This is a genomic window from Brevundimonas sp. GW456-12-10-14-LB3 (assembly GCF_059424365.1).
Window position 1 is genome coordinate 1 of sequence record NZ_JBWKZJ010000009.1, and the last position, 21,752, is coordinate 21,752.

The 21,752-nt window shown below is 67.1% G+C and carries 18 protein-coding genes and 1 pseudogene; 13 read left to right on the plus strand and 6 right to left on the minus strand.

Annotated elements, in window-relative coordinates; translation table 11 throughout:
• The first annotated feature begins 93 nt into the window (after positions 1-93).
• The 5 genes and pseudogenes from AC07XS_RS05695 (at position 94) to AC07XS_RS05715 (ending at position 7,139) form a co-directional block, all read left to right on the plus strand.
• A pseudogene (locus tag AC07XS_RS05695) lies at positions 94-2,159 on the plus strand (NAD(+) synthase).
• 221 nt (positions 2,160-2,380) lie between these two features.
• Positions 2,381-2,605, plus strand: coding sequence for an alkylphosphonate utilization protein (locus AC07XS_RS05700; RefSeq protein WP_152948964.1), 225 nt, complete (start codon positions 2,381-2,383; stop codon positions 2,603-2,605).
• 43 nt (positions 2,606-2,648) lie between these two features.
• A complete protein-coding gene (locus tag AC07XS_RS05705; RefSeq protein WP_182714035.1) occupies positions 2,649-3,779 on the plus strand; it encodes a CobW family GTP-binding protein in 1,131 nt (376 codons plus the stop codon).
• A gap of 67 nt (positions 3,780-3,846) precedes the next feature.
• Positions 3,847-4,737, plus strand: a complete 891-nt coding sequence (locus tag AC07XS_RS05710; RefSeq protein WP_182714034.1) for a hypothetical protein — start codon at positions 3,847-3,849, stop codon at positions 4,735-4,737.
• Positions 4,734-7,139, plus strand: a complete 2,406-nt coding sequence (locus AC07XS_RS05715) for a hypothetical protein (RefSeq protein WP_182714033.1) — start codon at positions 4,734-4,736, stop codon at positions 7,137-7,139. The genes AC07XS_RS05710 and AC07XS_RS05715 overlap by 4 nt, the downstream gene beginning before the upstream one ends.
• 80 nt (positions 7,140-7,219) lie before the next feature.
• On the opposite strand, the gene AC07XS_RS05720 is transcribed toward AC07XS_RS05715, so the two are convergent.
• Positions 7,220-8,485, minus strand: a complete 1,266-nt coding sequence (locus tag AC07XS_RS05720) for a type III PLP-dependent enzyme (RefSeq protein ID WP_152948968.1) — start codon at positions 8,483-8,485, stop codon at positions 7,220-7,222.
• Between the two features lie 242 nt (positions 8,486-8,727).
• On the opposite strand from AC07XS_RS05720, the gene AC07XS_RS05725 reads away from it, so the two are divergent.
• The 8 genes from AC07XS_RS05725 to AC07XS_RS05760 all read left to right on the plus strand — a co-directional run bounded on the left by AC07XS_RS05725 (position 8,728) and on the right by AC07XS_RS05760 (position 17,105).
• Positions 8,728-9,960 carry a DUF2254 domain-containing protein gene (locus tag AC07XS_RS05725; RefSeq protein ID WP_182714032.1) on the plus strand — a complete coding sequence of 411 codons (1,233 nt, stop codon included), beginning with the start codon at positions 8,728-8,730 and terminating at the stop codon, positions 9,958-9,960.
• A gap of 143 nt (positions 9,961-10,103) precedes the next feature.
• Complete coding sequence (gene phnC, locus AC07XS_RS05730) at positions 10,104-10,910, plus strand: phosphonate ABC transporter ATP-binding protein (RefSeq protein ID WP_054764038.1); 807 nt, start codon at positions 10,104-10,106, stop codon at positions 10,908-10,910.
• Complete coding sequence (gene phnD, locus AC07XS_RS05735; RefSeq protein WP_182714031.1) at positions 10,907-11,923, plus strand: phosphate/phosphite/phosphonate ABC transporter substrate-binding protein; 1,017 nt, start codon at positions 10,907-10,909, stop codon at positions 11,921-11,923. The genes phnC and phnD overlap by 4 nt, the downstream gene beginning before the upstream one ends.
• Positions 11,920-12,825 (plus strand): phosphonate ABC transporter, permease protein PhnE, encoded by a 906-nt coding sequence (phnE, locus tag AC07XS_RS05740; RefSeq protein ID WP_321208011.1) that lies wholly within the window; start codon positions 11,920-11,922, stop codon positions 12,823-12,825. The genes phnD and phnE overlap by 4 nt, the downstream gene beginning before the upstream one ends.
• Positions 12,826-12,912: 87 nt before the next feature.
• Entirely contained in the window at positions 12,913-13,983 is a 1,071-nt protein-coding gene (locus AC07XS_RS05745; RefSeq protein WP_182714030.1) for a substrate-binding domain-containing protein, read from the plus strand.
• Positions 13,984-14,065: 82 nt separating this feature from the next.
• On the plus strand, positions 14,066-14,944 hold the full coding sequence (gene galU, locus AC07XS_RS05750; RefSeq protein ID WP_182714029.1) for a UTP--glucose-1-phosphate uridylyltransferase GalU: 879 nt from the start codon (positions 14,066-14,068) through the stop codon (positions 14,942-14,944).
• 101 nt (positions 14,945-15,045) lie between these two features.
• Entirely contained in the window at positions 15,046-15,843 is a 798-nt protein-coding gene (locus AC07XS_RS05755; RefSeq protein ID WP_166622031.1) for an enoyl-ACP reductase FabI, read from the plus strand.
• A 62-nt stretch (positions 15,844-15,905) separates the two neighbouring features.
• Positions 15,906-17,105: a benzoate/H(+) symporter BenE family transporter gene (locus AC07XS_RS05760; RefSeq protein WP_182714028.1), complete on the plus strand. Its 1,200-nt coding sequence runs from the start codon at positions 15,906-15,908 to the stop codon at positions 17,103-17,105.
• An 11-nt stretch (positions 17,106-17,116) separates the two neighbouring features.
• Here AC07XS_RS05760 and AC07XS_RS05765 read toward each other — a convergent pair whose 3' ends face one another.
• The 5 genes from AC07XS_RS05765 to ffh form a co-directional block, all read right to left on the minus strand.
• Entirely contained in the window at positions 17,117-17,899 is a 783-nt protein-coding gene (locus AC07XS_RS05765; RefSeq protein ID WP_182714027.1) for a TIGR02391 family protein, read from the minus strand.
• 73 nt (positions 17,900-17,972) lie between these two features.
• A complete protein-coding gene (locus tag AC07XS_RS05770; protein WP_182714026.1) occupies positions 17,973-18,674 on the minus strand; it encodes a glutathione S-transferase N-terminal domain-containing protein in 702 nt (233 codons plus the stop codon).
• Positions 18,675-18,750: 76 nt separating this feature from the next.
• A complete protein-coding gene (gene rimM, locus AC07XS_RS05775; protein WP_182714025.1) occupies positions 18,751-19,278 on the minus strand; it encodes a ribosome maturation factor RimM in 528 nt (175 codons plus the stop codon).
• Positions 19,279-19,519: 241 nt separating this feature from the next.
• A complete protein-coding gene (rpsP, locus tag AC07XS_RS05780; protein WP_182714024.1) occupies positions 19,520-20,035 on the minus strand; it encodes a 30S ribosomal protein S16 in 516 nt (171 codons plus the stop codon).
• A 24-nt stretch (positions 20,036-20,059) separates the two neighbouring features.
• Positions 20,060-21,595, minus strand: coding sequence for a signal recognition particle protein (gene ffh / locus AC07XS_RS05785; RefSeq protein WP_182714023.1), 1,536 nt, complete (start codon positions 21,593-21,595; stop codon positions 20,060-20,062).
• Positions 21,596-21,752 lie beyond the last annotated feature (157 nt).

Consider the following 21,752-nt stretch of genomic DNA (forward strand, 5'->3'; position numbering starts at 1 on the left):
GGGGAGGAATGGAGCCGCCGAACCATTCCCGCCGTACGTCATTCCCCGCTATAGAGGTTCGGCCGGCGCGGGCCGGGTGATGCGGACGATGCGATGACCGAGAGCCACCCCTTTTTCTCGCCCAAGACCCACGGCTTCGTGCGGGTGGCGGCGGCGACGCCGGTCAGCCATGTGGGCGATCCGGTCGAGAACGCTCAGGCGCATCTGGCCCTGATCCGGCAGGCGGCGGACCAGGGTGTGGACCTGATGGTGTTTCCGGAGCTGTCGCTGTCCGCCTATGCGATCGACGACCTGCACATGCAGGCGGCCCTGCTGGACGAGGTGGAGCGGCAGGTCGCGGTCCTGGCCCAGGCGACCGGGGGGGCGACGGCCGAGCATGAGCTGATCGCCGTGGTCGGGGCGCCGCTGCGGCAGGGGGACGCCCTGTTCAACTGCGCCGTCGTGATGGGCGGGGGCGAGGTGCTGGCCGTGGTGCCCAAGACCTATCTGCCCAACTATCGGGAATATTACGAGAAACGCTGGTTCGCCCCGGCGACGGCGCGGACCGAGGATGTGATCCGGCTGAACGGCGAGACGGTGGATTTCGCGCCGGGCCTGATCTTCCAGGCGACGAACCGGCCGGGCTTCGTCTTTGCGGTCGAGATCTGCGAGGACTATTGGGCGCCCCTGCCCCCCTCGACCCGGGCGGCCCTGGCGGGGGCGCGCATCCTGCTGAACCTGTCAGCCTCCAACATCGTCATCGGCAAGGCGGACGAGCGGGCCATGCTGAGCGCCAGCCATTCGGCCCGGACCCTGTCGGCCTATGTCTTCGCCGCCTCGGGCTGGGGCGAATCGACCACCGACCTGGCCTGGGACGGTCAGGCGACCATCCACGAGCTGGGGTCCAAACTGGCCGAGGGCGAACGGTTCGCCCTGGAGAACCATCTGACGATCGCCGACGTGGACGTGGACCGGATCGGCCTGGACCGGCTGAGAAACGGCACCTTCGCCGACTGCGCCCGCAACGAGGGGGAGGCCGCGACGGTCGTGCCCTTCATGGCGCGCGACGTTCCTCCCCCCTTGGGGGAGGATTCGCGTTGATCCGGCCGCTGGACCGCTTCCCCTTCGTGCCGGACGATGGGGGGCGGCTGGACCAGGACTGCTACGAAGCCTTCAACATCCAGGTCCAGGGCCTGATGCGCCGGATGGCGGCGACGAACGGAGAGCGCCTGGTGATCGGCGTCTCGGGCGGGCTGGATTCGACCCAGGCCCTGCTGGTCGCCTGCCGCGCCTTCGACCGGCTGAACCTGCCGCGGTCGAACATACTGGGCTTCACCATGCCGGGGTTCGCGACGTCCGAGGGCACCAAGTCCAACGCCTGGGCGCTGATGAAGGCGCTTGGGGTGACGGGAGCCGAGATCGACATCCGCCCGGCCGCCGAACAGATGTTCAAGGACATCGGCCACCCCTATGCGGCGGGCGAACCGGTGCATGACATCACCTTCGAGAATGTGCAGGCGGGCTTGAGGACCGACTATCTGTTCCGCCTGGCCAACCAGAACCGGGCCTTCGTGCTGGGGACCGGCGACCTGTCGGAACTTGCCCTGGGCTGGGCCACCTATGGCGTCGGCGACCATATGAGCCACTATAATGTCAACGGCGGGGTGGCGAAGACCCTGATCCGCCATCTGATCCGCTGGGTCGCGGACCGCGAACTGGTCGGCGCCGAGGCGAGCCCGACGCTGCACGCCATTCTGAACACCGAGATCTCGCCCGAACTGGTTCCGGCCAAGGACGGGGCGATTCAGTCGACCGAGGGGACGGTCGGCCCCTATGCGCTGAACGACTTCTTCCTGTTCTACATCAGCCGCTTCGGCATGGCGCCGTCCAAGGTCGCCTTCCTGGCGCACCAGGCCTGGAGCGACGCCGGCGCCGGACAGTGGCCGGTCAACACCCCCGACGATGAAAAGGTCGAATACGACCTGGCGACCATCAAGGCCTGGCTGCGGAAATTCCTGATCCGCTTCTTCCAGACCGCCCAGTTCAAACGCTCGGCCCTGCCCAACGGCCCCAAGGTGGTGACCGGCGGCTCCCTGTCGCCGCGCGGCGACTGGCGCGCCCCGTCGGACGGCAATGCGCGGGTCTGGCTGGGCGAGCTGGACGCGAACGTGCCGGATTAACTGTTTCCTCCCCGCTTTGCGGGGAGGTGGCTCGGAGCATAGCGGAGAGACGGAGGGGCTCTTTACGCCTCCAGTTCTCTGTTCTTCTCGCGGACCAAACCCCTCCGTCACGGCGCTGAAGAAGCGCCGCGCCACCTCCCCACGATGTGGGGAGGAGACACTGTTCAATAGCCGTATCTTTAGCGTGGATATTTGGCGATCCCCTCGCTAGAAGCTTGGCCATGACCGAAGACGTGACCAAAGACTCCAACGGCAACATCCTGGCCGACGGCGACAACGTGACCCTGATCAAGGATTTGAAGGTCAAGGGCTCGGGCGGGGTGACGCTGAAGCGCGGGACCCTGGTCAAGAACATCCGACTGACCGGCGACCCCGACGAGATCGAGGCCAATGTCGAGAAGGTGCGCGGCCTGGTCCTGCGCACCGAGTTCGTCAAGAAGGCTTAAGGCCCCTCTTCCCAAACGGAACCTCAGCCGCCATCTAGCGGCCATGACCGACACCCTCGACGCCCCCGTCTCGACCGCCGCCCCCCAGGGTTCGGGCGGCAAGATCCCCGTCACCGTCCTGACCGGCTATCTGGGCGCGGGCAAGACCACCCTCTTGAACCGCATCCTGACCGAGGATCACGGCAAGCGTTACGCCGTCATCGTCAATGAATTCGGCGAGATCGGCATCGACAATGATCTGGTGGTCGGCGCTGACGAGGACGTGTTCGAGATGAACAACGGCTGCGTCTGCTGCACGGTGCGCGGCGACCTGATCCGGGTGGTCTCGGGCCTGATGAAGCGCCAGCGTCCCGGCAAGCCGGCCTTCGACGCCATCATCGTCGAGACCACGGGCCTGGCCGACCCCGGCCCGGTGGCCCAGACCTTCTTCGTCGACGAGGACGTCAAGGCCAAGACGCAGCTGGACAGCGTCACCACCCTGGTCGACGCCAAGCACGTGATGGCGCGGCTGGACGACTCCAAGGAGGCGCGCGAACAGGTGGCCTTCGCCGACCGGATCATCCTGAACAAGGTCGATCTGGCGACCCCGGAAGAGATGGAGGCAGTCGAGGCCCGTCTGCGGGCGCTCAACCCCCTGGCGCCCATCGTGCGGGCCGAACGGTCGAACGTGCCGCTGGATCAGGTGCTGGGCCTGGGCGCCTTCGACCTGGACCGGATCCTGGAGGTCAAGCCGGACTTCGTGAACCCGCCGCACGGCGCCGAGGGCCATGTGCATGACGAACACTGCGGCCATGACCACCATCATCATGACCATGACCATGACCATGATCATCATGATCATGACCACAGCCACGGGGCGCGCGGTCACGCCCACCAGGACGACATCAAGGGGATTTCCCTGTCGCTGGACCGGCCGCTGGACGGCGCGAAGTTCACCGCCTGGCTGGACCGTCTGCTGGGCGAACAGGGTCAGAACATCCTGCGCGCCAAGGGCATCATCGACCTGAAGGGCGAAGACCGCCGCCTGGTCTTCCAGGCCGTCCATATGATCCTGGAGGGCGACCTGCAGCGCGAATGGGGCGAGAACGAACGCCGCTGGAGCCGCGCCGTCTTCATCGGCCGCGATCTGGACGAGGCGGAGCTGAAGGCCGGGTTCGAGGCCTGCGCGGCCTGAACCGTCCGGCGGGCTTGCGTCGCCCGCGCGCCCCATGCCAACTGGCCGTTGTTTGGGGGCGGGACCGTTGGAACAGCACAGTCAGCCGGATCTGACGATCGACCTGGGTTCGGGCGTGCGCGCCCTCGCCTCGGCCGATCCGGAGTCGTCGATCCTGACCCGCTTCTTCGAAGGCTATGACCGGGCCTTCGTCCTGCCGGACGAGCGCGAGGATTTGGCGGGTTTTCGCAAATGCCTGGCCCTGAACCGGACGCATCGCCGGGCGTTCGGCCGCACCCACTGCGAACTGGTTGCGGTGCTGGAGGACGAAGGCGGCGCGCGTCTGGGCGGGATCAACTTCCTGGCCACCGCCGTCAACCGGGCCTCGGCGCCGGACATCGCGGTCGCATTGAACTATGTCTATGTCGAGGAGGCGGCGCGGGGGCGCGGCCTGCTGCGCCTGGCGCTTTCGGCGGTGCGCCGACTGGCGACCCAGGCCCTGGACGCCGGTCCGAACGCCCAGACCGCCGTCTTCATCGAACAGAACGACCCCTTGCGCCTGACGCCGCAGGAGGCCGCCGCCGACACCCTGCGTTCGGGCCTGGATCAGGTCGATCGACTGGCGATCTGGGCGCGGATGGGAGCCGAGGTGGTGGACTTTCCCTATGTCCAGCCGGCCCTGTCGGCGGATCAGGACGATGAGGACGGGCTGATCTACGCCGCCGTCGACTATCCGGGCGAGGCGGTGGATGCGGGTCTGCTGCACGACCATCTGGAGAGCTTCTTCAGGATTTCGGTGCTGAAGGGCGAGGCCGGACCGCCGGGCGGAGCGGCCGAGCGCCAGATCGCCGACCTGGCCGCGCGCCGGGAGCCGGCGGCCCTGTTGCCGATGACCCCGGCCCTGGCGCGGCTGCGGTCCGGCCGGGGGACGGGGTTCGACAGTTTCCGGGACTTGGCGAGGGAGGCCGCAGGTCGATGACGGTGCGAGGCGAGCGGCCGGAGACGGACGACTATGAAGAGGCGCGCTCGGGCGCCCTGTATTGGACCCTGTCGCTCTATATCGGGCCGGATCGGGTGGCCGAGGCCCTGAATCTGGCGCCCGGAGAGCGGATCGAGCCGCCCGTCTTTCGCCGGACCCAGAGGAACCATCTGCCGTCCCTCGCCCTGGGCCACGCCATCGACCCCCTGATGAACGACATCGCCGATCGCGAAATCCGGGGCGAGTTGCAGGAGTTCCTGCTGTCCACGGCGGACGATGCGGGAATCAAGAACCTGGACGAGGCTGCGCTGGCCATCCGAAGCCATGAAGACCTGATCTTCAGCCTGCCCAAGTCCGTCTCCTGGACCACCGAGGGGGTGCGGTTTCACGCCCATCCGCCCGGAATGGACGATGACCGGCTGGTGCGGCTGCGCCGGTTCTGGCTGTCCCACAACGACGGCTCCCTGAGCTACCACCTCAGCTTCAGCCACTATTACGGCGGCGGCTATGTGGATGCGGAGGGTCGCCGGCGCTCGGGCTACGACCCCTCGACCTATTATTTCCTGTCCCTGCTGCAGAAGCTGGCCGCGCCCAAGGAATATGTGCTGGACCCGCAGCGCCTGAAGCCTGCCGAGGCCGATCCCCACCCCTTCCTGGACGTCTTCAGCGAGACCAAGCTGGACATCGGTCCTTTGGACGACATCAGGGTAAGGCGAGCGACCGGCCCTGAGGGCCAGGCCCCGACCCAGGCTGAGCCCCAGCGGTTCTGGCCGTTCGTCAGGACGGTGTTCGAGCGCGACGCCGTCCGCCTGTTCCCCCGTCTGGCGGCGGAACTCGATCCCTCCAAGCCGCCCAGGCCCGGTTTCGAAACCCGTCTGCTGGAACTGGCGCCCGTCATGGAGACGCCGGGGCTGAAGGCGCCCAAGTCGCGCTTCATGTTCATGCTGCACGACGAACGCTTCTTCGACCGGCTGATGCCGGTGGACGAGGCGACGAAGATCCCGGCGCCGCGCAAGCGGATGGTGCAGCCGCTCTGTTACGACCCGTATCAGGACCGCATCCGCGCCCTGACCAAGCCCGTGAACGGCCGACCGCCCAAGGCGGTGCATCTGGGCGCCCCGCCCGCAGGGACCAAGGCCGGCGAAAGGGCTGATCCTGAGTTCTGGAACTGGGTCGAGCGCCGGGCGGACTATGAGGCCGCCTTGGAAGACGGGGTCTTCGTGCGTCGCAATCCGACGCCGGACCCGGCGCGCGGCGACGAAGGCCGGTGGCTGCCGATCTCGGACAGGGCGACGCCGCAGGCGCGGATGGCGGATTTCGTCGAGGCGATGCGGACCGGCCAGGCCGTCCAGATCAAGGCTTTTCGCAAGCCGAACGAAGCCGAGGCGCGCCCCCGGCTGGAGACGCCGATCGAGCATCACCTTCCCGCTTTCGAAATCGCGCGGGCGGACTGTCTGGACTATCTGTTCCTGGCGGGATTCAACCAGAACATCATAGACTTCATGAACCAGGATACCTCGGAGATCCTGGACAGCATCGACCCCATCTATCCCGACAGTTCCGAACAGAGCGACGAGCGGTTCTTCGTCCGCTACGCCAACCACCGGGCCATGATCACCTATGTGCCCAAGAGCCGCAGCCTGGAGATCGGCAACGACTATATCGGCGCCTGCCCCTACGCCTTCCTGATCCACGCCCTGGCCCTGCACAACGAGTTCCTGGCGCGGGAGCATGAGCAGAAGACCATGGCCCGGATCGATCGGATCGAGGCCCTGGTGGACGAGCGCGCGCCCGCCGACGATCCCCGCATCCGCGCCCTGGCGGATCGAGAGCCGCTGGACGGCGAGGACCGGCTGAGCCAGGCCGAGTTCGCCATCAACCAGGCCAAGCTGGCCGAGTTCGCCCAGTACGAAAGGTTCAGACACGCCAATCCCTTCCGCTACGACACCGAGCGGGACGTGTTCAAAAAGCTGGAGGAGCTGCGGGGCGTCAGCCGCAAGAACAAGGCCCTGTCCCTGGCGATCCAGAGCCTGGAGGACCACGCCAGCGACCTGGCCCGCCGCCAGCAGAAGCGGGCGGATGCAGCCCAGGCGGCGGCCGAGCGCAAGCAGAAGGATGCGGAAGAGGCGGCGGCGAAACGCGGGCGACATCTGAACTTCCTGCTCAGCATGACCGGCGTGTTCGGCGCGGGGCAGATGTTCTACTGGATCGGCGAGAAGGCGGCCGGCGGAGAAGGCAAGGACGCGGAGCCGGCGCGTCAGTTGTTCGGGCTGTTGCCCTCGGCCCACTGGGCGGGAAACTTGATCCTGTCTTTGACAGAAGGGCTGATGACCGTCGCGCTCATCCTGTTCTTCGTTCACCTGGGACGATGGGGCTACGCCGTTTTCGCCAAAAAGGGCTGATCCCGGCAGCCTGAAACCCCCAGGCCTTGCGGAGCCGCCGATCCATCGACCGGTTCAGCGCCGCAAGGCTGTTGGAAGGCTCAGCGCCGGGCCTTCTTGCGCTGGCCCGCCTTGCCCTTGGGTCGCGACAGGCGCACGACCTTGCGGGCGTTCTCTTCCGCCGTGGTGCGCACGGTGGGGATGGAACGCGGGGCCAGGCCGTAGAGGGAGGCCATGGGGGCGTCCTCGACCGCAGCGATCTCATGCTCGCCATAGCCGTTGAAGCCGGTCGTCATGGCCACCCCATAGGCGCCCAGCATGCCGATCTCGATGAAGTCGCCTTCACGGATGTCGGCCGGCAGCCAGAAGGGGCCGGGCATATGGTCGATCGAATCGCAGGTCGGGCCGTAGAACTGGAAGGCCTTCAGCTCGCCCGAGGCTTCGCCGTCCCGGACCAGCTTGGTCGGGAAGGGCCAGCGCGAGTGGGTGGCGTCGAACAGGGAGCCGTAGGAGCCGTCGTTCAGATACAGGGCGTCGCCCTTGCGCAGATCGACGCGGGCCAGGATCGACGAGGATTCGGCGACCAGGGCCCGGCCGGGCTCGCACCACAGTTCGGTGGTTTCCGACACCGGCATTTCGTTGAAGCCGCGATGGATGGCGTCGGCGTATTCGCTCATGTCCGGCGGGACCATGCCCGGATAAACCGAGGGGAAGCCGCCGCCGACATCGACGATGTCCACGATCACGCCCGCGCGGCTGATCGACCGGCCGACCTGGGCCATGGCGGCCTGATAGGCGGTCGGGCGCATGCATTGGCTGCCGACATGGAAGCTGACGCCCATCAGCCCGTTCTTGACCGCCTGGCGCGTGGCCAGGAGCAGGGCCGGGGCCTGATCGACCGGCACGCCGAACTTGCCCGACAGGGTGTAGGCGGCCCCGTCGGCCGAGACGGCCATGCGCACGATCAGATTCAGGTCGTCGGCGCCGCCGGTGGCGTCGAGGATCTTGTTCAACTCGTCCACGCAGTCGAGCGAGAAGGTCCGCACGCCGTGGTCGAAATAGGCCTTGGTGATGGCCGAGCGGCTCTTGACCGGGTGCATGAAGGCCAGGCGCGCGTCGGGGCTGACCGAACGGACCAGTTCGATCTCGGCGAGAGAGGCGACGTCGAAGCTGCGAACGCCGGATTCAACCAGGGTCTGGATGACCCAGGCGGACGGGTTCGCCTTCACCGCATAGAAGACGTCGGCTTTCAGATTATCCTGGAACCAGCGCGCCGCTACGGAAACCGAGCGCGGCCGCACGAGGGCGACGGGACGCTCAGGGGACCGCTCACGGACCAGGTCCAGGGGAAGTTGGTACGTGCGCAATTCACGTAACCCCCTGCTAATTGTTAAACCCAGACCGGCGTTAGCGGCGCAGCATCAGACCTACGGGGTCCGCCGGAAGGCGCGATATGGGGGCATTGGACTGTCATGTAAAGGGGTTTTTTCGTGACAGGGCCTGGGTTCGAGGCCGAATTGACTGTCACAATTCCCTTTGACGGCGGTCAGCTGAACGGCGGTCAGGCAACCGCAGCGGTTCTGCGCCGTTGCCTCGGCTGGAGGGCGCAATGAATCGGTGGCTGTTCCTGTGGCGCAAATGGACGCGCCAACTGTGGGTCAAGGCGACCGCCTACGCCGGGGTGGGCGTGGCCGCCGCCCTGCTGGCTGCGGCCCTGGCCCCCTGGGTGCCCGACGACATGGCCGAACGACTGGGCGGCGAGTCGGTCGAATCCATCCTGACCATCTTGGCCTCCAGCCTGCTGGGCGTGGCGACCTTCTCCGTCGGCGCCATGGTGACGGCCTATACGTCGGTCTCCACAGCCGCCAGCCCCCGGGTCGCCGCCTTGGTGACCTCCGACGACGAGACCCAGAAGGCTCTGGCCACCTTCGTCGGCGCCTTCCTCTACGCCATCGTCTCGGTGACGGCGATCAACGCCCATTATTACGGCCAGAACGGGCGGGCCATTCTGTTCCTGGTCAGCCTGGCCATGGTGGGGCTGGTGGCCTTTCGGCTGCTGGCCTGGATCAACCGTCTGTCCAGCCTGGCGCGGGTCGGCCATACGATCGACCTGGTGGAGGCGCGCGCGCTGAAGGCCCTGGAAACGCGGCGCGACGCCCCCTTCTTCGGCGGCCGGGAGGGCCGGCTGACCACGGGCGCCGAGATCGTCGCCCCCTACACCGGCTACGTCCAGAACGTCGATCCCTCTCGGCTTCAGGCCATGGCCGAGGCGCGCGACTGTCAGGTGGAGATCGTCGCCCCTCCCGGCGCCTTCGTACGACGCGGCGCGGTGCTGGCGCGCATCAGCCTGGCGGCCTGCGACGAAGAGGCCCAGGCCGATTTCCGTTCGGCCTTCGCCCTGGGGGATTCGCGCTCCTTCGACCAGGATCCGCGGTTCGGACTGATCGTCCTGGGCGAGATCGCCGCCAAGGCCCTGTCGCCCGGCGTCAACGACCCCGGCACGGCCATTCAGGTGATCGGGACGGGGGTGCGGCTGCTGGACGTCTGGGTTCAGACGCCCGAAGACGACGGGCCCAGGCCGCCGCGCTGCGACCGACTGCTGGGGCCGGCGGTCACGGCCGAAGACCTGCTGGAAGACCTGTTCGGTCCGATCGCCCGTTATGGGGCGGGCGATCTGGCCGTGGCCATGCGGCTGCAGAAGGGTCTGGCCGCGCTGGCGGCGACGCCGCGGCTGGCCGAGCCGGTCGCCGTCCTGGCCCAGGCGGCCGTGGAGCGATCGCGCGCCGCCCTGCCCATCGAGGCGGACATCCGACGGCTGGAAGCGGTCGCCCTGGCGCGCTGACAGGGCCGCTGCGACACCAGGCTGCAACGACGCAGGGACGACGGGGTCTGGACGAGATTGCGCCGGACGTGCGATTAAGACTTGCCCAAACGCCCCGGTCGCGTCATGCGGCGCCCGTTCGCCACAGCCTTCCCAGCGAGTTCATGAGTTCATCCGCAGCCGCCGCCCCAGGCCTGGTCCTGGCGCGTGACGTGTCGAAGACCTTCGGATCGCGAAAGGCGCTGGACGGCGTCTCGATCTCCGTCGCCTCGGGCGAGATGGTGGCCCTGATCGGTCCGTCGGGATCGGGCAAGTCCACGCTTCTGCGCTCCATCACCGGCCTTCAGTCCATCGACCCCGGCAAGGGGACGATCAGCGTCTTCGGCGAGACGGTGCAGAAGGACGGCCGCGTCACCGGCGCCGTGCGCCAGGCGCGCGCGCGGCTGGGCATGATCTTCCAGCAATTCAACCTGGTCGGCCGACTGACCCTGTTCTCCAACGTCATGCTGGGGGCGCTGGGCCGCCTGCCGACCTGGCAGGGCCTCTTGGGCCTGTGGCCCCAGGCCGACAAGGATCGGGCCATGGCCGCCCTGCACCGGGTCGGGGTCAGCGACTACGCCGGCCAGCGCGCCAACACGCTGTCGGGCGGTCAGCAGCAGCGCGGCGCCATCGCCCGCGCCATCGTCCAGGGCGCCAAGGCCATCCTGGCCGACGAGCCGGTCGCCTCGCTGGACCCGGTGTCCGCCCGCAAGGTGATGGAGCTGCTGGTCGAGCTGAATCGGCGCGACGGCATGGGGGTGATCGTCACCCTGCACCAGGTCGACTACGCCATCCGCTACTGCGACCGCGTCATCGCGTTGCAGGGCGGCAAGATCGTCTATGACGGTCCCGCCACGGGCCTGGACCACCAGCGCCTCATCGACATCTACGGTCCCGAATTCGAGGACGCGTTCTGGGAGACCAAGGCATGAGCCTGTCCCGCACATCTCTTTCCCGTCGTCTGTTCGCAGCGGCCGGCGCCGCCGTCCTGCTGCTGGGCGTCGCCTCGTGCGGCGGCGGTGAGGAGAAGAAGACGTCCGGCGCCATGCCGTCGGAACTGACCTTCTCCATCCTGTCGGCCGAAGGCCAGGCCTCCTCCGGCCCGCTGTGGCAGCCCCTGCTGGACGACATGTCCAAGGCGATCGGCGTTCCGGTGAAGCCCTTCTTCGCCGGCAACTACAACGTCCTGATCGAGGCCATGCGCTTCAACCAGACCCAGGTGGCCTGGTTCTCGGCCAAGCCGGCGCTCGAAGCCGTGGACCGCGCCCAGGGCGAGGTCATCGCCCGGATCGTCGATCCGGAAGGCCGCGACAGCTACACCTCGACCCTGATCGTGCGGAAGGGTTCGGGCATTACGCTGGACAAGGTTCTGGCCTGCGGCAAGCAGTACGACTTCGGCATCGGCGACGCCCAGTCGACCTCGGGCACCCTGGCGCCCCTGACCTTCCTGTTCAATCCGCGCGGCGTCGTGCCGAACCAGTGTTTCAAGACCGTGCGTTCGGCCAGCCACCAGGCCAACGCCTTCGCCGTGGCGACGGGCGTGGTCGACGTCGCCACCTCCAACTCGGTCAACACCGTCTTCATGCGCCGCGAGAACCCGCAGCTGGCGTCGCAGATCGAGGACATCTGGGTCTCTCCGCCGATCCCGGAATCGGGCATCGTCATCCGCGAAGACCTGGACCCGGTGCTGAAGGAGAAGCTGCGCAGCTTCTTCCTGACCTACGGCCAGGGCCAGGGGCCTGAAGCCGACCGTCAACGTCAGGTGCTGGCGGGGCTGAACTATTCGATGTTCCGCGCCGCCGACGATTCCTATTTGGACCCGGTGCGGGAAATGGTCGCCGACCAGAAGCTGGCCGAGGCCAAGGCCAAGAACGACCAGGCCGCCGTGGCCGCCGCCGAACGTGAACTGGCCGCCCTGCGCGCCAAGCGCGAGGTCCAGCCTTGACCGACGCCGCCGCCGAGACTGTCGCCGCCGACAAGGCCGCCCGCGGCGGCCTGACCCCGGACGCCGTTCCCGCCGCGCCGAAGAAGCCCCTGTCCTCCACCCTGTTCGACCTGATGCTGTGGGGCGGCCTGGCGATCATCCTGATCGCCAGCTTCGGCAAGGTGGACATGCAGAACATCGGCCGGCTCTTCTCGGGCTCGTCGAACATCTCGACCTATGGGGCGGATCTGCTGCGGCCCGACTGGGGCGCCATCTTCCCGCCCGGCGATTTCTGGACCGCCTTCACCCATGTCTTCACCCAGCCGACCGCCAGCCTGGCGGGTCAGATGTGGCTGACGGTGCAGATCGCCCTGTGGGGCACCTTCCTGGCCGTCTTCCTGGCCCTGCCGCTCAGCCTGATGGCGTCGCGCAACATCGCGCCCGGCTGGATGGTCTTCATCGTGCGCCGGGTCATGGACCTGCTGCGCTCGATCCCCGACCTGGTGATCGCCACCCTGTTCATCGTCGCCGTCGGCCTGGGGCCGCTGGCGGGGGTGCTGGCGCTGGCGCTGAACACCGGCGGCGTCCTCGCCAAGCTGTTTTCCGAGGCGGTCGAGTCGATCGACAAGGGGCCGGTCGAGGGGGTGCGCGCCACCGGCGCCGGCAAGCTGCACGAGATCGTCTGGGGCGTCTTTCCCCAGGTGGCGCCCCTGTGGACCTCCTTCGCCCTGTACCGGTTCGAGTCCAACAGCCGGGCGGCCACGGTGCTGGGCCTGATCGGCGCGGGCGGCATCGGCCAGACCCTGTTCGAAAGCATCCAGGCCTTCGACTACAGCCGCGTCGCGGCCATCGCCATCGTCATCGTGGTCGCCGTGACCCTGATCGACACCCTGTCCCAGGTGATGCGCAAGCGCCTGCTCTAAGGCCCCGACCTCGCGCTCATTGCCGGAAAAACCTTCACAATCCTCTGGTCTAACCGTCGCCAAACCGATGCTCAGGGAGAGCGCACGATGATCCGCACACTGAAACTGACGACGGCGGCCGCCGCCCTTCTGGCCCTGGCGGCCTGCGGCGACGGCGGAACCGGCGGCGGCGCCTCCAGCGCCCGCTCCGGCATCTGGGCGGCCGGCTCCTCGACCGTCTTCCCCTTCGCCACCCGCGTGGCTGAGAACTTCGCCCGCACCTCCGGCGGCGCCGCGCCCCGCGTTGAATCCCTGGGCACCGGCGGCGGCATTCAGGCCTTCTGCCAGGGCGTCGGTCCGACCACGCCCGACATCGCCAACGCCTCGCGCCCGATGAAGGCGTCCGAGTTCGACCTGTGCCAGAAGAACGGCGTGACCGACATCGTCGAGCTGAAGATCGGCTTCGACGGCATCGTCATCGCCACCGCCCGCAACGGGAACAGCTTCAACTTCGAACTGAACGACCTGTATGAAGGCCTGGCCAAGGAAGTGCCGGGCGCCGACGGTCAGTTCGTCGCCAACCCGGCCAAGACCTGGAACGAGGTCAACAAGGGCCTGCCGAACCAGCGCATCCAGGTCTATGGCCCGCCGCCCACCTCCGGCACGCGCGACGCCTTCCTGGAGCTGGGCATGACCCCCGGCGCCAAGCTGGTTCCCGCGACCGCCGCCGTGGAAAAGGCCGACAAGAACCGGTTCGAAGCCCTGGCCCACACCCTGCGTGAAGACGGCGCCTGGATCGACTCGGGCGAGAACGACAACGCCATCGTCCAGACCCTGAGCCGCACCCCCGGATCGCTGGGCGTTTTCGGCTATTCCTTCCTGGAACAGAACCTGGACACGGTGAAGCCCGAGACCATCGACGGCGTCACGCCCAATGCCGAAACCATCGCCAGCGGGGAATATCCGCTGTCGCGCAGCCTCTACATCTATGTGAAGAAGGCCCACATCGGCGTCATCCCCGGCCTGCAGCAATTCGTACAGGAGTTCCTGTCGGAAGGCGCCGCGGGCAAGGGCGGCTATCTGGCCGACCGCGGCCTGATCCCGCTGCCGGAAGACCAGCTTCAGGCCCAGCGCGCTGCGGCTACGGCCCTGACCCCGATGCAGCGTCCCGCCGGCTGAGGCGGAACCGACCGCCGTCCCGCCCCTTCTTTCGCCGGCCCGCACCGGCTAAGAGGGGCGGGATAGCTGTCAGGATTCATTGATGACCACCACGCCCGCGCGTCTGCGCAAGGCCGTTCTGCCCGTCGCGGGCCTCGGCACCCGGGTTCTGCCCGGCACCAAGACGACCCCCAAGGAACTGCTGAACGTCGTCGATCGGCCGATCCTCTCCTACATCGTCGAAGAGGCCCGAGAGGCGGGGATCGAACACATCGTCTTCGTCACCGGCCGCTCCAAGGGGGCGATCGAGGACTATTTCGATCACCAGATCGAGCTTGAGGCTCAACTGCAGGCCAAGGGCAAGACCGACATCCTGGAAATGATGAACGCCGAACTGGCCTCGGCCGGCGAGATGAGCTTCACCCGCCAGATGCAGCCCAAGGGGCTGGGCCACGCGGTCTGGTGCGCCCGCGACATCATCGGGCATGAGCCGTTCGCCGTCATCCTGCCCGACGTGATCGTGGATTCGCAGCCCGGCGCCCTGAAGCAGTTGGCCGAGGTCTATGCCGAGACCGGCGGCAACATCATCGGCGTGGAATCGGTGCCGGAGGACCAGACCCACAAATACGGCATCGTCGATCCGGTCAGCCGCGACGGGTCGCGCATCGTCATGAAGGGCATGGTCGAAAAGCCCGCCAAGGGCACGGCGCCGTCGAACCTGTCGATCTCGGGCCGCTACATCTTGCAGCCGGAAATCTTCGACCTGTTGGCGACGCAGGAAAAGGGCGCGGGCGGCGAGATCCAGCTGACCGACGCCATGGCGCGGCTGATGGCGACCCAGAGCTTCACCGCCGTCGAATATGCGGGCGTGACCCACGACTGCGGCGACAAGATCGGCCTGTTGCGCGCAAACGTCGCCCTGGCCCTGAAGCGCCCAGACCTGGGCGAGGCTGCGCGGGCGGCGGTTTCGGCCCTGCTGTGACGCAAGGGAAGGCGGCAGGGGTTCCGGTTCGCGCCGACCCCTGCTAACCCTCCCGGCAAATCATCAGGAGACGAACCATGGCCACATCCGAAGGCTGGGACATGCCGACCGGCGACCTCATGAAGGGCAAGAAGGGCCTGATCATGGGGGTGGCCAATTCGAGTTCGATCGCCTGGGGCATCGCCTCGCAGCTGGCGGCCCAGGGCGCCGAACTGGCCTTCACCTATCTGGGCGAGAGCCTGGAGCGGCGTGTGCGCCCTCTGGCCGAGAGCGTCGGCGCCAAGCTGCTGATCCCGGCCGACGTCACCGACGACGCCTCGATGGACGCCGCCTTCGCCGAGCTGGAAAAGACCTTCGGCACGATCGACTTCGTCGTCCATTCGGTGGCCTTCGCCAACAAGGACGAGTTGAAGGGCAGTTTCGTCGACAACACCACCCGCGACAGCTTCCTTCTGGCCCTGAACATCTCGGCCTTCAGCTTCGTGGACGTGTCGCGTCGCGCCGCCAAGTTGATGCCGAACGGCGGCAGCCTGATCACCCTGACCTATCTGGGGTCGGAACGGGTCATTCCGAACTACAACACCATGGGCGTGGCCAAGGCGGCGCTGGAGGCGGCGACCCGCTATATCGCCCGCGATCTGGGCCCCAAGAACATACGGGTGAACGCCATCTCGGCCGGGGCCATGCGCACCCTGTCGCTGGCCGGGATTTCGGGCGGACGCGGCCTGCACTCCAAGAGCGCCCAGTTCTCGCTGATCAAGGAAGAGACCTCGATGGAGGGCGTCGCCGGCGCCGCCCTGTGGCTGTGCTCGGACCTGGGGCGTTCGACCACGGGCGAGGTCGTCCACGTCGACGCCGGCTTCCACGCCGTGGGCCTGCCGGAAGACATCGAGGGCTGAACCCGCTTCCGCCATCTGCGGTGAAGGTTTAAGGCCGGGGCATGACTGCTCCGGCCTTTTCCATGCGCCCTCCGCCCGCCTCAGCCTTTTCGTCGGCCGCCGTGGCCACGGTGATCGGCTTCGGCGGGACCGTGGCCTTGGTGGTGCAGGCGGGACAGGCCCTGGGCGCGGGCGCCGGCCAGATCGGCTCCATGGTCACGGCGCTGTGCCTGGCCATCGGCGTTCCCGGCGCCCTCTTGAGCTGGCGGCTGAGGATTCCCGTCGTCCTGGCCTGGTCGACGCCGGGCGCAGCCCTGCTGGCCGCTTCGACGCTGGGGCTGTCGTGGGGGACGGCGGTCGGCGCCTTCGTCATTTCCGCCGCCCTGATGATCCTGACCGGCCTGATCCCGGCCCTGGGACGGCTGGCGGGGCGGATCCCGTCAGCGATCGCCTCGGCCATGCTGGCGGGGGTTCTGCTGCCCTTTGTGCTGCGGCTGTTCAAGATCGTGCCCGACGAGACGGCGTTGACGGTGGGTCTGATTGCGATCTTTCTGGTCTTGCGGCGGCTTTGGCCGACCTGGGCCCTGCCCGCCGTTCTGGGCGCGGCCTTTGCGGTTCTGGCGATGCGGGGACAGTTGGGCCTGCCCGCTGGAACCGGCCTGTTCGGACATCTGGAGCCCGTCGCCCCCGCCTTTGACTGGAAGGCGGCGGTCAGTCTGGGCTTTCCGCTGTTTCTGGTGACCCTGGCGGCGCAGAATCTGCCGGGGCTGGTCGTGTTGCAGAGCGCGGGCTATCCGCCGCCGGCCAATCGGCTGATCCTGTCGACCGGGATCGCCAGCCTGATCGCGGCGCCCTTTGGAGCCCATGGGGTCAATCTGGCGGCCATCACGGCGGCGATCTGCACCGGGCCGGACGCCCATCCGGATGCGGGTCGGCGCTGGATCGTCGGGGTGATCTACGGCGGCTTCTACCTCATCGTGGCCCTGTTCGCCGCGCCGCTGGCGGGCCTGTTCATCGCCATGCCCCCGGCCGTGCTGGCGGCTGTGACGGGACTGGCCCTGATCGCCCCCCTGACCGGCGCCTTGCAGAGCCTGACGGCCGAGGCGCCCTCGCGCGAGGCCGCCGTCCTGACCTTTGCGGCGACGGCCTCGGGCCTGGCCCTGTTCGGGGTGGGATCGGCCTTCTGGGGACTGGTGGTCGGCTTCGCGGCCCTGGGCGCTGGCCGCTGGCCGCTGGCCGCTGGATCAGATTTCATTCATCCGAATAGCCATCTTCAAACATAAATCCATCAAGACTATTTCTCCGCCCTTCGAATAGACTGGTCTACCAACTTGGCCAACAGGCTAACAAACGCAATAAATTCCAGTGCTCGCTCGGCATTATCTTGGATAAGCTTATGGGCGCGAGGATTTCTTAGACCAGAAACCGCACCCGAAAACATCATCATGAAACCCTTTTGTTCGTCCTTATCAGATTGATCTGACAGTGAATTGAACATCAGTATTGGATTACTGGGCGAAAACACGAATTCCATCAATGACGTCCCATCTTTATCATCGACACCGCTGTTTAACCGCACCAACGCATTTAGCGCTTTGACACTGTTTTCAATAGCGTTTGCGTAGTGCCCATCGCGATATAACTGACCAGCTGCCCTTTCGATGTGATGGTGAAGCTCCAATCCCTCATACGCCCGTAAGGCTTGAGAAACGCTCCCCAGCCCGGCGTCTTCAAGATCCTCCTGAAAGCCGCGCTTAATACCCAATAGCGCTGCCATGGCTGTTGCCTTGCCTTGCCGCAGCCCATCTATCACCTCAGCATGGGGCGTGCCGTATACGTTGTAACCTGCGGTGTCTAACTGGGTTACAGCGCTTCGGTATCGAGTATACTCAATGGTGTCGTGCCCAAAGATATCCGTCAGGAGCGCATCTAGCGCCAGTTCAAGAGCTCCGATTTGCGCATCAGACCGATCTCGGATTTCATCTGGTTGAAAGCTCTCTAAGTCCGCTAGTCGGCGATCAATTTTCACTAGCGCCTCAGACTTCTGGCGAGTGCTGAGGTTCGCTGGACGAGACATAATCTGGCTCCGGCTTTTGACCATCTATCTAGCTAGCGATGATTCGAGCCGAACCACTACAAGCGCTAGAAACCTAGTCCCGCGCCGGAATGTTCAGACCGCGCTGCACGGCCGGACGCGCCAGGCCGCGCTCCAGCCAGGCGGCGACGCGCGGGAAGTCCTTGAAGCCGACGATCTCGCCCGCGTCATAGAAGCCGATCAGATTGCGGACCCAGCCCAGGGTGGCGACGTCGGCGATGGAATAGTCGCCCATGATCCAATCCCGGCCCTCAAGCCGCGTCTCCAGCACGCCCAGCAGGCGGCGGCTCTCGGCGACGTAGCGGTCGCGCGGACGCTTATCCTCATAGTCCTTGCCGGCGAACTTGTGGAAGAAGCCCAGCTGGCCGAACATGGGGCCGATCGCCCCCATCTGGAACATGATCCACTGGATCGTCTCGTACCGTGTGGCGGGATCGCTCGAGAGCAGTTTGCCTGTCTTCTCCGCCAGATAGATCAGGATGGCGCCGGATTCGAACAGGGCCAAGGGCTGACCGTTCGGGCCGTCGGGATCGAGGATGGCCGGGATCTTGCCGTTGGGGTTCAGCGACAGATATTCCGGCCCCCAGGTCTCATTGGCCATGATGTCGATCAGGTGCGGCTCATAGGCCAGGCCGATCTCCTCCAGCATGATCGAGACCTTCACCCCATTGGGCGTGGGCAGGGAATAGAGCTGCAGCCGATCGGGATGCTGGGCCGCCCAGCGGGTGGTGATGGGGAAGGCGGACAGGTCGGTCATGGCGAGGCCTTGGCTTTGCGATAGGCCTATGTCGGCGCCCGCCGCGCCATTCGCAACACCCTTGGGCGCGAATACCTCAGTCCGGCTCGCGCTCGCCGACTTCGGTCGGGGGCACGGCGGTCAGCCAGCCTTCGGAAAGCCGCAGCTCGGGCGTCGCTTCCTTGGTGAAGGGCAGGTACCAGGTCGGACCGCCGGTCGCGGGGGCGATCTCCAGCATGTCGTCGGCGCCGAAATTCTGGACCGACTTGACCGAGCCCATGGCGGCGCCGGCGATGTCGCGGACCTCCAGGCCGATCAGGTCGGCGAGATAGAATTCGTCCTCCTCCGGCTCGGGGAAGCGGTCGCGGGGGACGTAGAGTTTCAGGCCGCGCAGGGCGTCGGCCTGTTCCTTGGTGGCGACCTCCTTGGCCCGGCCGACGACGCCGTTCTTGTCGGGCCGGGTCGAGGTCAGGGTCAGGGCCACCGTGCCGTCTGCGCGCAGCAGCGGACCATAGGCGGTCAGGGCCAGGGGATCGGCGGTGAAGGCGGTCACCCGCACCTCGCCCCGCACCCCGAAACCGCCGCCGATCTGGCCGACGAGGATGAGCCTTCTTTCCTGGGTCATGGTCTGGGTCCGTCGTCCTAGATCTTCCCCCGCTTGCGGGGGAAGTGTCAGGCCGTGACGCGAAGCGGCACGCCTGACGATGGGGGAAGGCCTCTTCCTTGGAAGAACACTCCCCTCTCCGACCCTGGATCGGCTGCGCCGATCGCCGGGCCACCTCTCCCGCAAGCGGGAGAGGGTCTAGTAGCGCATGAAAAAGGCGGCGTCACAGGACGCCGCCTTGATCGTGTCGAGACCGAAGGCCTTAGGCCTCGGTGGTCTCTTCAGCAGCCGGGCCTTCTTCAGCGGCGGCTTCGGCGGCCGGAGCCTCTTCAGCAGCCGGAGCGTTCTTGGCGGCTTCGGCCTCTTCCTTGGCGCGGGCGGCGGCTTCGGCGGCTTCAGCCTTGGCGGCGGCTTCGGCTTCCAGGCGGTCGGCTTCGCGCTGGGCGCGTTCAGCGGCGCGCTCCTGCGCCTTCTTGCCGGGGGCGCCCTTGTTCGGGTTGTTGCCCTGCGACCACTTCACCTTGGCGCCCAGGGTCTCGTCCTGCGACAGGAAGCGGGCGACGCGGTCGGTCGGCTGGGCGCCCTTGCCGAGCCATTCGGCGATCCGCTCGACCTTCAGGGCGACGCGCGGCTGGGCGCCGTCCTTGGGCAGCATTGGGTTGTAGGAGCCGACCTTCTCGATGAACTTGCCGTCGCGGGGGGCGTGCGAGTCGGCGACGACGATGTGGTAGTAGGGGCGCTTCTTGGCGCCGCCGCGGGCCAGACGAATCTTCAGCATTTCAAGTCTCTTTCTAGGAAGTCGTTATTTCTTGGGAAGGCCGGGCAGGCCCGGAAGCCCCCCCGGCAGTTGTCCGCCGCCCAGACCCGCCAGGCGGTCCTGAATGGCTTTCAATTCGTCGGCCGAGGGCTCGGCCATCTTGCCGCCGCCCAGGGCCTTCAGTCGGTTCAGATCGGGGCCGCCGCCCATGCCGGGGATGCCCCCGCCGCCGCCGAGGCCGCCCAGCATGGCGGCCATCTGCTGCATCTTCTTGGGACCGCCGCGCGCCATCTGTTTGACCATGTCGGCCATCTGGCGGTGCTGTTTCAGCACGCGGTTGACGTCCTGGACCTCGACCCCGGCGCCGGCGGCGATCCGCTTCTTGCGGCTGGCGTTCAGGAGGTCGGGCTTCTTGCGCTCGGCCTTGGTCATCGAGGAGATGATGGCTTCCTGGCGCAGGATCATGCGGTCGTCGACGCCGCTGTCGGCCATCTGGGCCTTCATCTTGGCCACGCCGGGCAGCATGCCCATGATGCCCTGAAGCCCGCCCATCCGCTTCATCTGCTGCAACTGGCCGGCGAGGTCGTCCAGGTCGAACTGGCCCTTGGCCAGTTTGCGGGCCATCTTCTCGGCCTTGGCCTGGTCCAGGTCCTGGGCGGCCTTTTCGACCAGGGCGACAATGTCCCCCTGGCCCAGGATGCGGCCGGCGACGCGGCGGGCGTCGAAGACGTCCAGCGCATCGACCTTTTCGCCGGCGCCCAGATATTTGATCGGCAGGCCGGTGACGGCGCGCATCGACAGCATGGCGCCGCCGCGGCCGTCGCCGTCGGCCCGGGTCAGGACCAGGCCGGTCAGGGGCAGGCGTTCGTGGAAGGCCTTGGCGGTGCGGACGGCGTCCTGGCCGGTCAGGCTGTCGGCGACCAGCAGGGTCTCGACCGGCTTGGCGATGTCGGCGACCTCGGCCACCTCGTTCATCAGCCCCTCGTCCAGGGTGATGCGGCCGGCGGTGTCCAGGATCAGGACGTCGAAGCCCTGAAGCTTGGCGGACTGCAGGGCCCGCCGGGTGATCTGGACCGCGCTCTCGCCCGCGACGATGGGCAGGGTCGCGACCTCGATCTGTTTGCCCAGCTGGGCCAACTGCTCCATCGCCGCCGGACGGCGCGTGTCCAGCGAGGCCATCATGACCTTCTTGCGGTCGAACTTGGTCAGGCGCAGCGCCAGCTTGGCCGAGGTCGTGGTCTTGCCCGAGCCCTGAAGGCCGGCCATCAGCACCACGGCGGGCGGATTGGCGTTGGTGTTCAGCGGGACCGGCTCTTCGCCGCCCAGCATCTCGATCAGGCCGTCATAGACGATCTTGACCACCTGGTCGGCCGGCTTGACCGAACGGATGACCTCTTCGCCGGTCGCGCGCTCGGTGGCGAAGGCGATGAATTCCTTGACGACCGGCAGGGCGACGTCGGCCTCGAGCAGGGCCACGCGCACCTCGCGCATCGCCTCGGCCACATCCTTTTCGGACAGGGCGCCGCGGCCGGTGATCCGGTCGAAGACGCCTGTCAGCCGCTCGTTCAGAGCCTCGAACATTCACTACCTCATGTGGCGCAGGTGAAACGGCTCCATACGACAACGACCCCCGGCGACGATCACGTCGGCGGAGGGTTCTCGCCCACCTCGTCCCGACGGAGCGGGGGTCGTGTGGGTGGAGACGCGAGGTTCACTTGCGTCGGAAGCGGCGGCTTAT

What these genes read in the sequence shown, in the direction of transcription:
- AC07XS_RS05745 (WP_182714030.1), top strand. Translation starts at nt 12,913, where the DNA reads ATGATCCGCACACTGAAACTGACGACGGCGGCCGCCGCCCTTCTGGCC.
- AC07XS_RS05765 (WP_182714027.1), bottom strand. Translation starts at nt 17,899, where the DNA reads ATGTCTCGTCCAGCGAACCTCAGCACTCGCCAGAAGTCTGAGGCGCTA.
- phnC (WP_054764038.1), top strand. Translation starts at nt 10,104, where the DNA reads ATGAGTTCATCCGCAGCCGCCGCCCCAGGCCTGGTCCTGGCGCGTGAC.
- galU (WP_182714029.1), top strand. Translation starts at nt 14,066, where the DNA reads ATGACCACCACGCCCGCGCGTCTGCGCAAGGCCGTTCTGCCCGTCGCG.
- AC07XS_RS05725 (WP_182714032.1), top strand. Translation starts at nt 8,728, where the DNA reads ATGAATCGGTGGCTGTTCCTGTGGCGCAAATGGACGCGCCAACTGTGG.
- rpsP (WP_182714024.1), bottom strand. Translation starts at nt 20,035, where the DNA reads ATGCTGAAGATTCGTCTGGCCCGCGGCGGCGCCAAGAAGCGCCCCTAC.
- AC07XS_RS05700 (WP_152948964.1), top strand. Translation starts at nt 2,381, where the DNA reads ATGACCGAAGACGTGACCAAAGACTCCAACGGCAACATCCTGGCCGAC.
- phnD (WP_182714031.1), top strand. Translation starts at nt 10,907, where the DNA reads ATGAGCCTGTCCCGCACATCTCTTTCCCGTCGTCTGTTCGCAGCGGCC.
- ffh (WP_182714023.1), bottom strand. Translation starts at nt 21,595, where the DNA reads ATGTTCGAGGCTCTGAACGAGCGGCTGACAGGCGTCTTCGACCGGATC.
- AC07XS_RS05770 (WP_182714026.1), bottom strand. Translation starts at nt 18,674, where the DNA reads ATGACCGACCTGTCCGCCTTCCCCATCACCACCCGCTGGGCGGCCCAG.
- AC07XS_RS05705 (WP_182714035.1), top strand. Translation starts at nt 2,649, where the DNA reads ATGACCGACACCCTCGACGCCCCCGTCTCGACCGCCGCCCCCCAGGGT.
- AC07XS_RS05760 (WP_182714028.1), top strand. Translation starts at nt 15,906, where the DNA reads ATGCGCCCTCCGCCCGCCTCAGCCTTTTCGTCGGCCGCCGTGGCCACG.
- AC07XS_RS05715 (WP_182714033.1), top strand. Translation starts at nt 4,734, where the DNA reads ATGACGGTGCGAGGCGAGCGGCCGGAGACGGACGACTATGAAGAGGCG.
- rimM (WP_182714025.1), bottom strand. Translation starts at nt 19,278, where the DNA reads ATGACCCAGGAAAGAAGGCTCATCCTCGTCGGCCAGATCGGCGGCGGT.
- AC07XS_RS05755 (WP_166622031.1), top strand. Translation starts at nt 15,046, where the DNA reads ATGCCGACCGGCGACCTCATGAAGGGCAAGAAGGGCCTGATCATGGGG.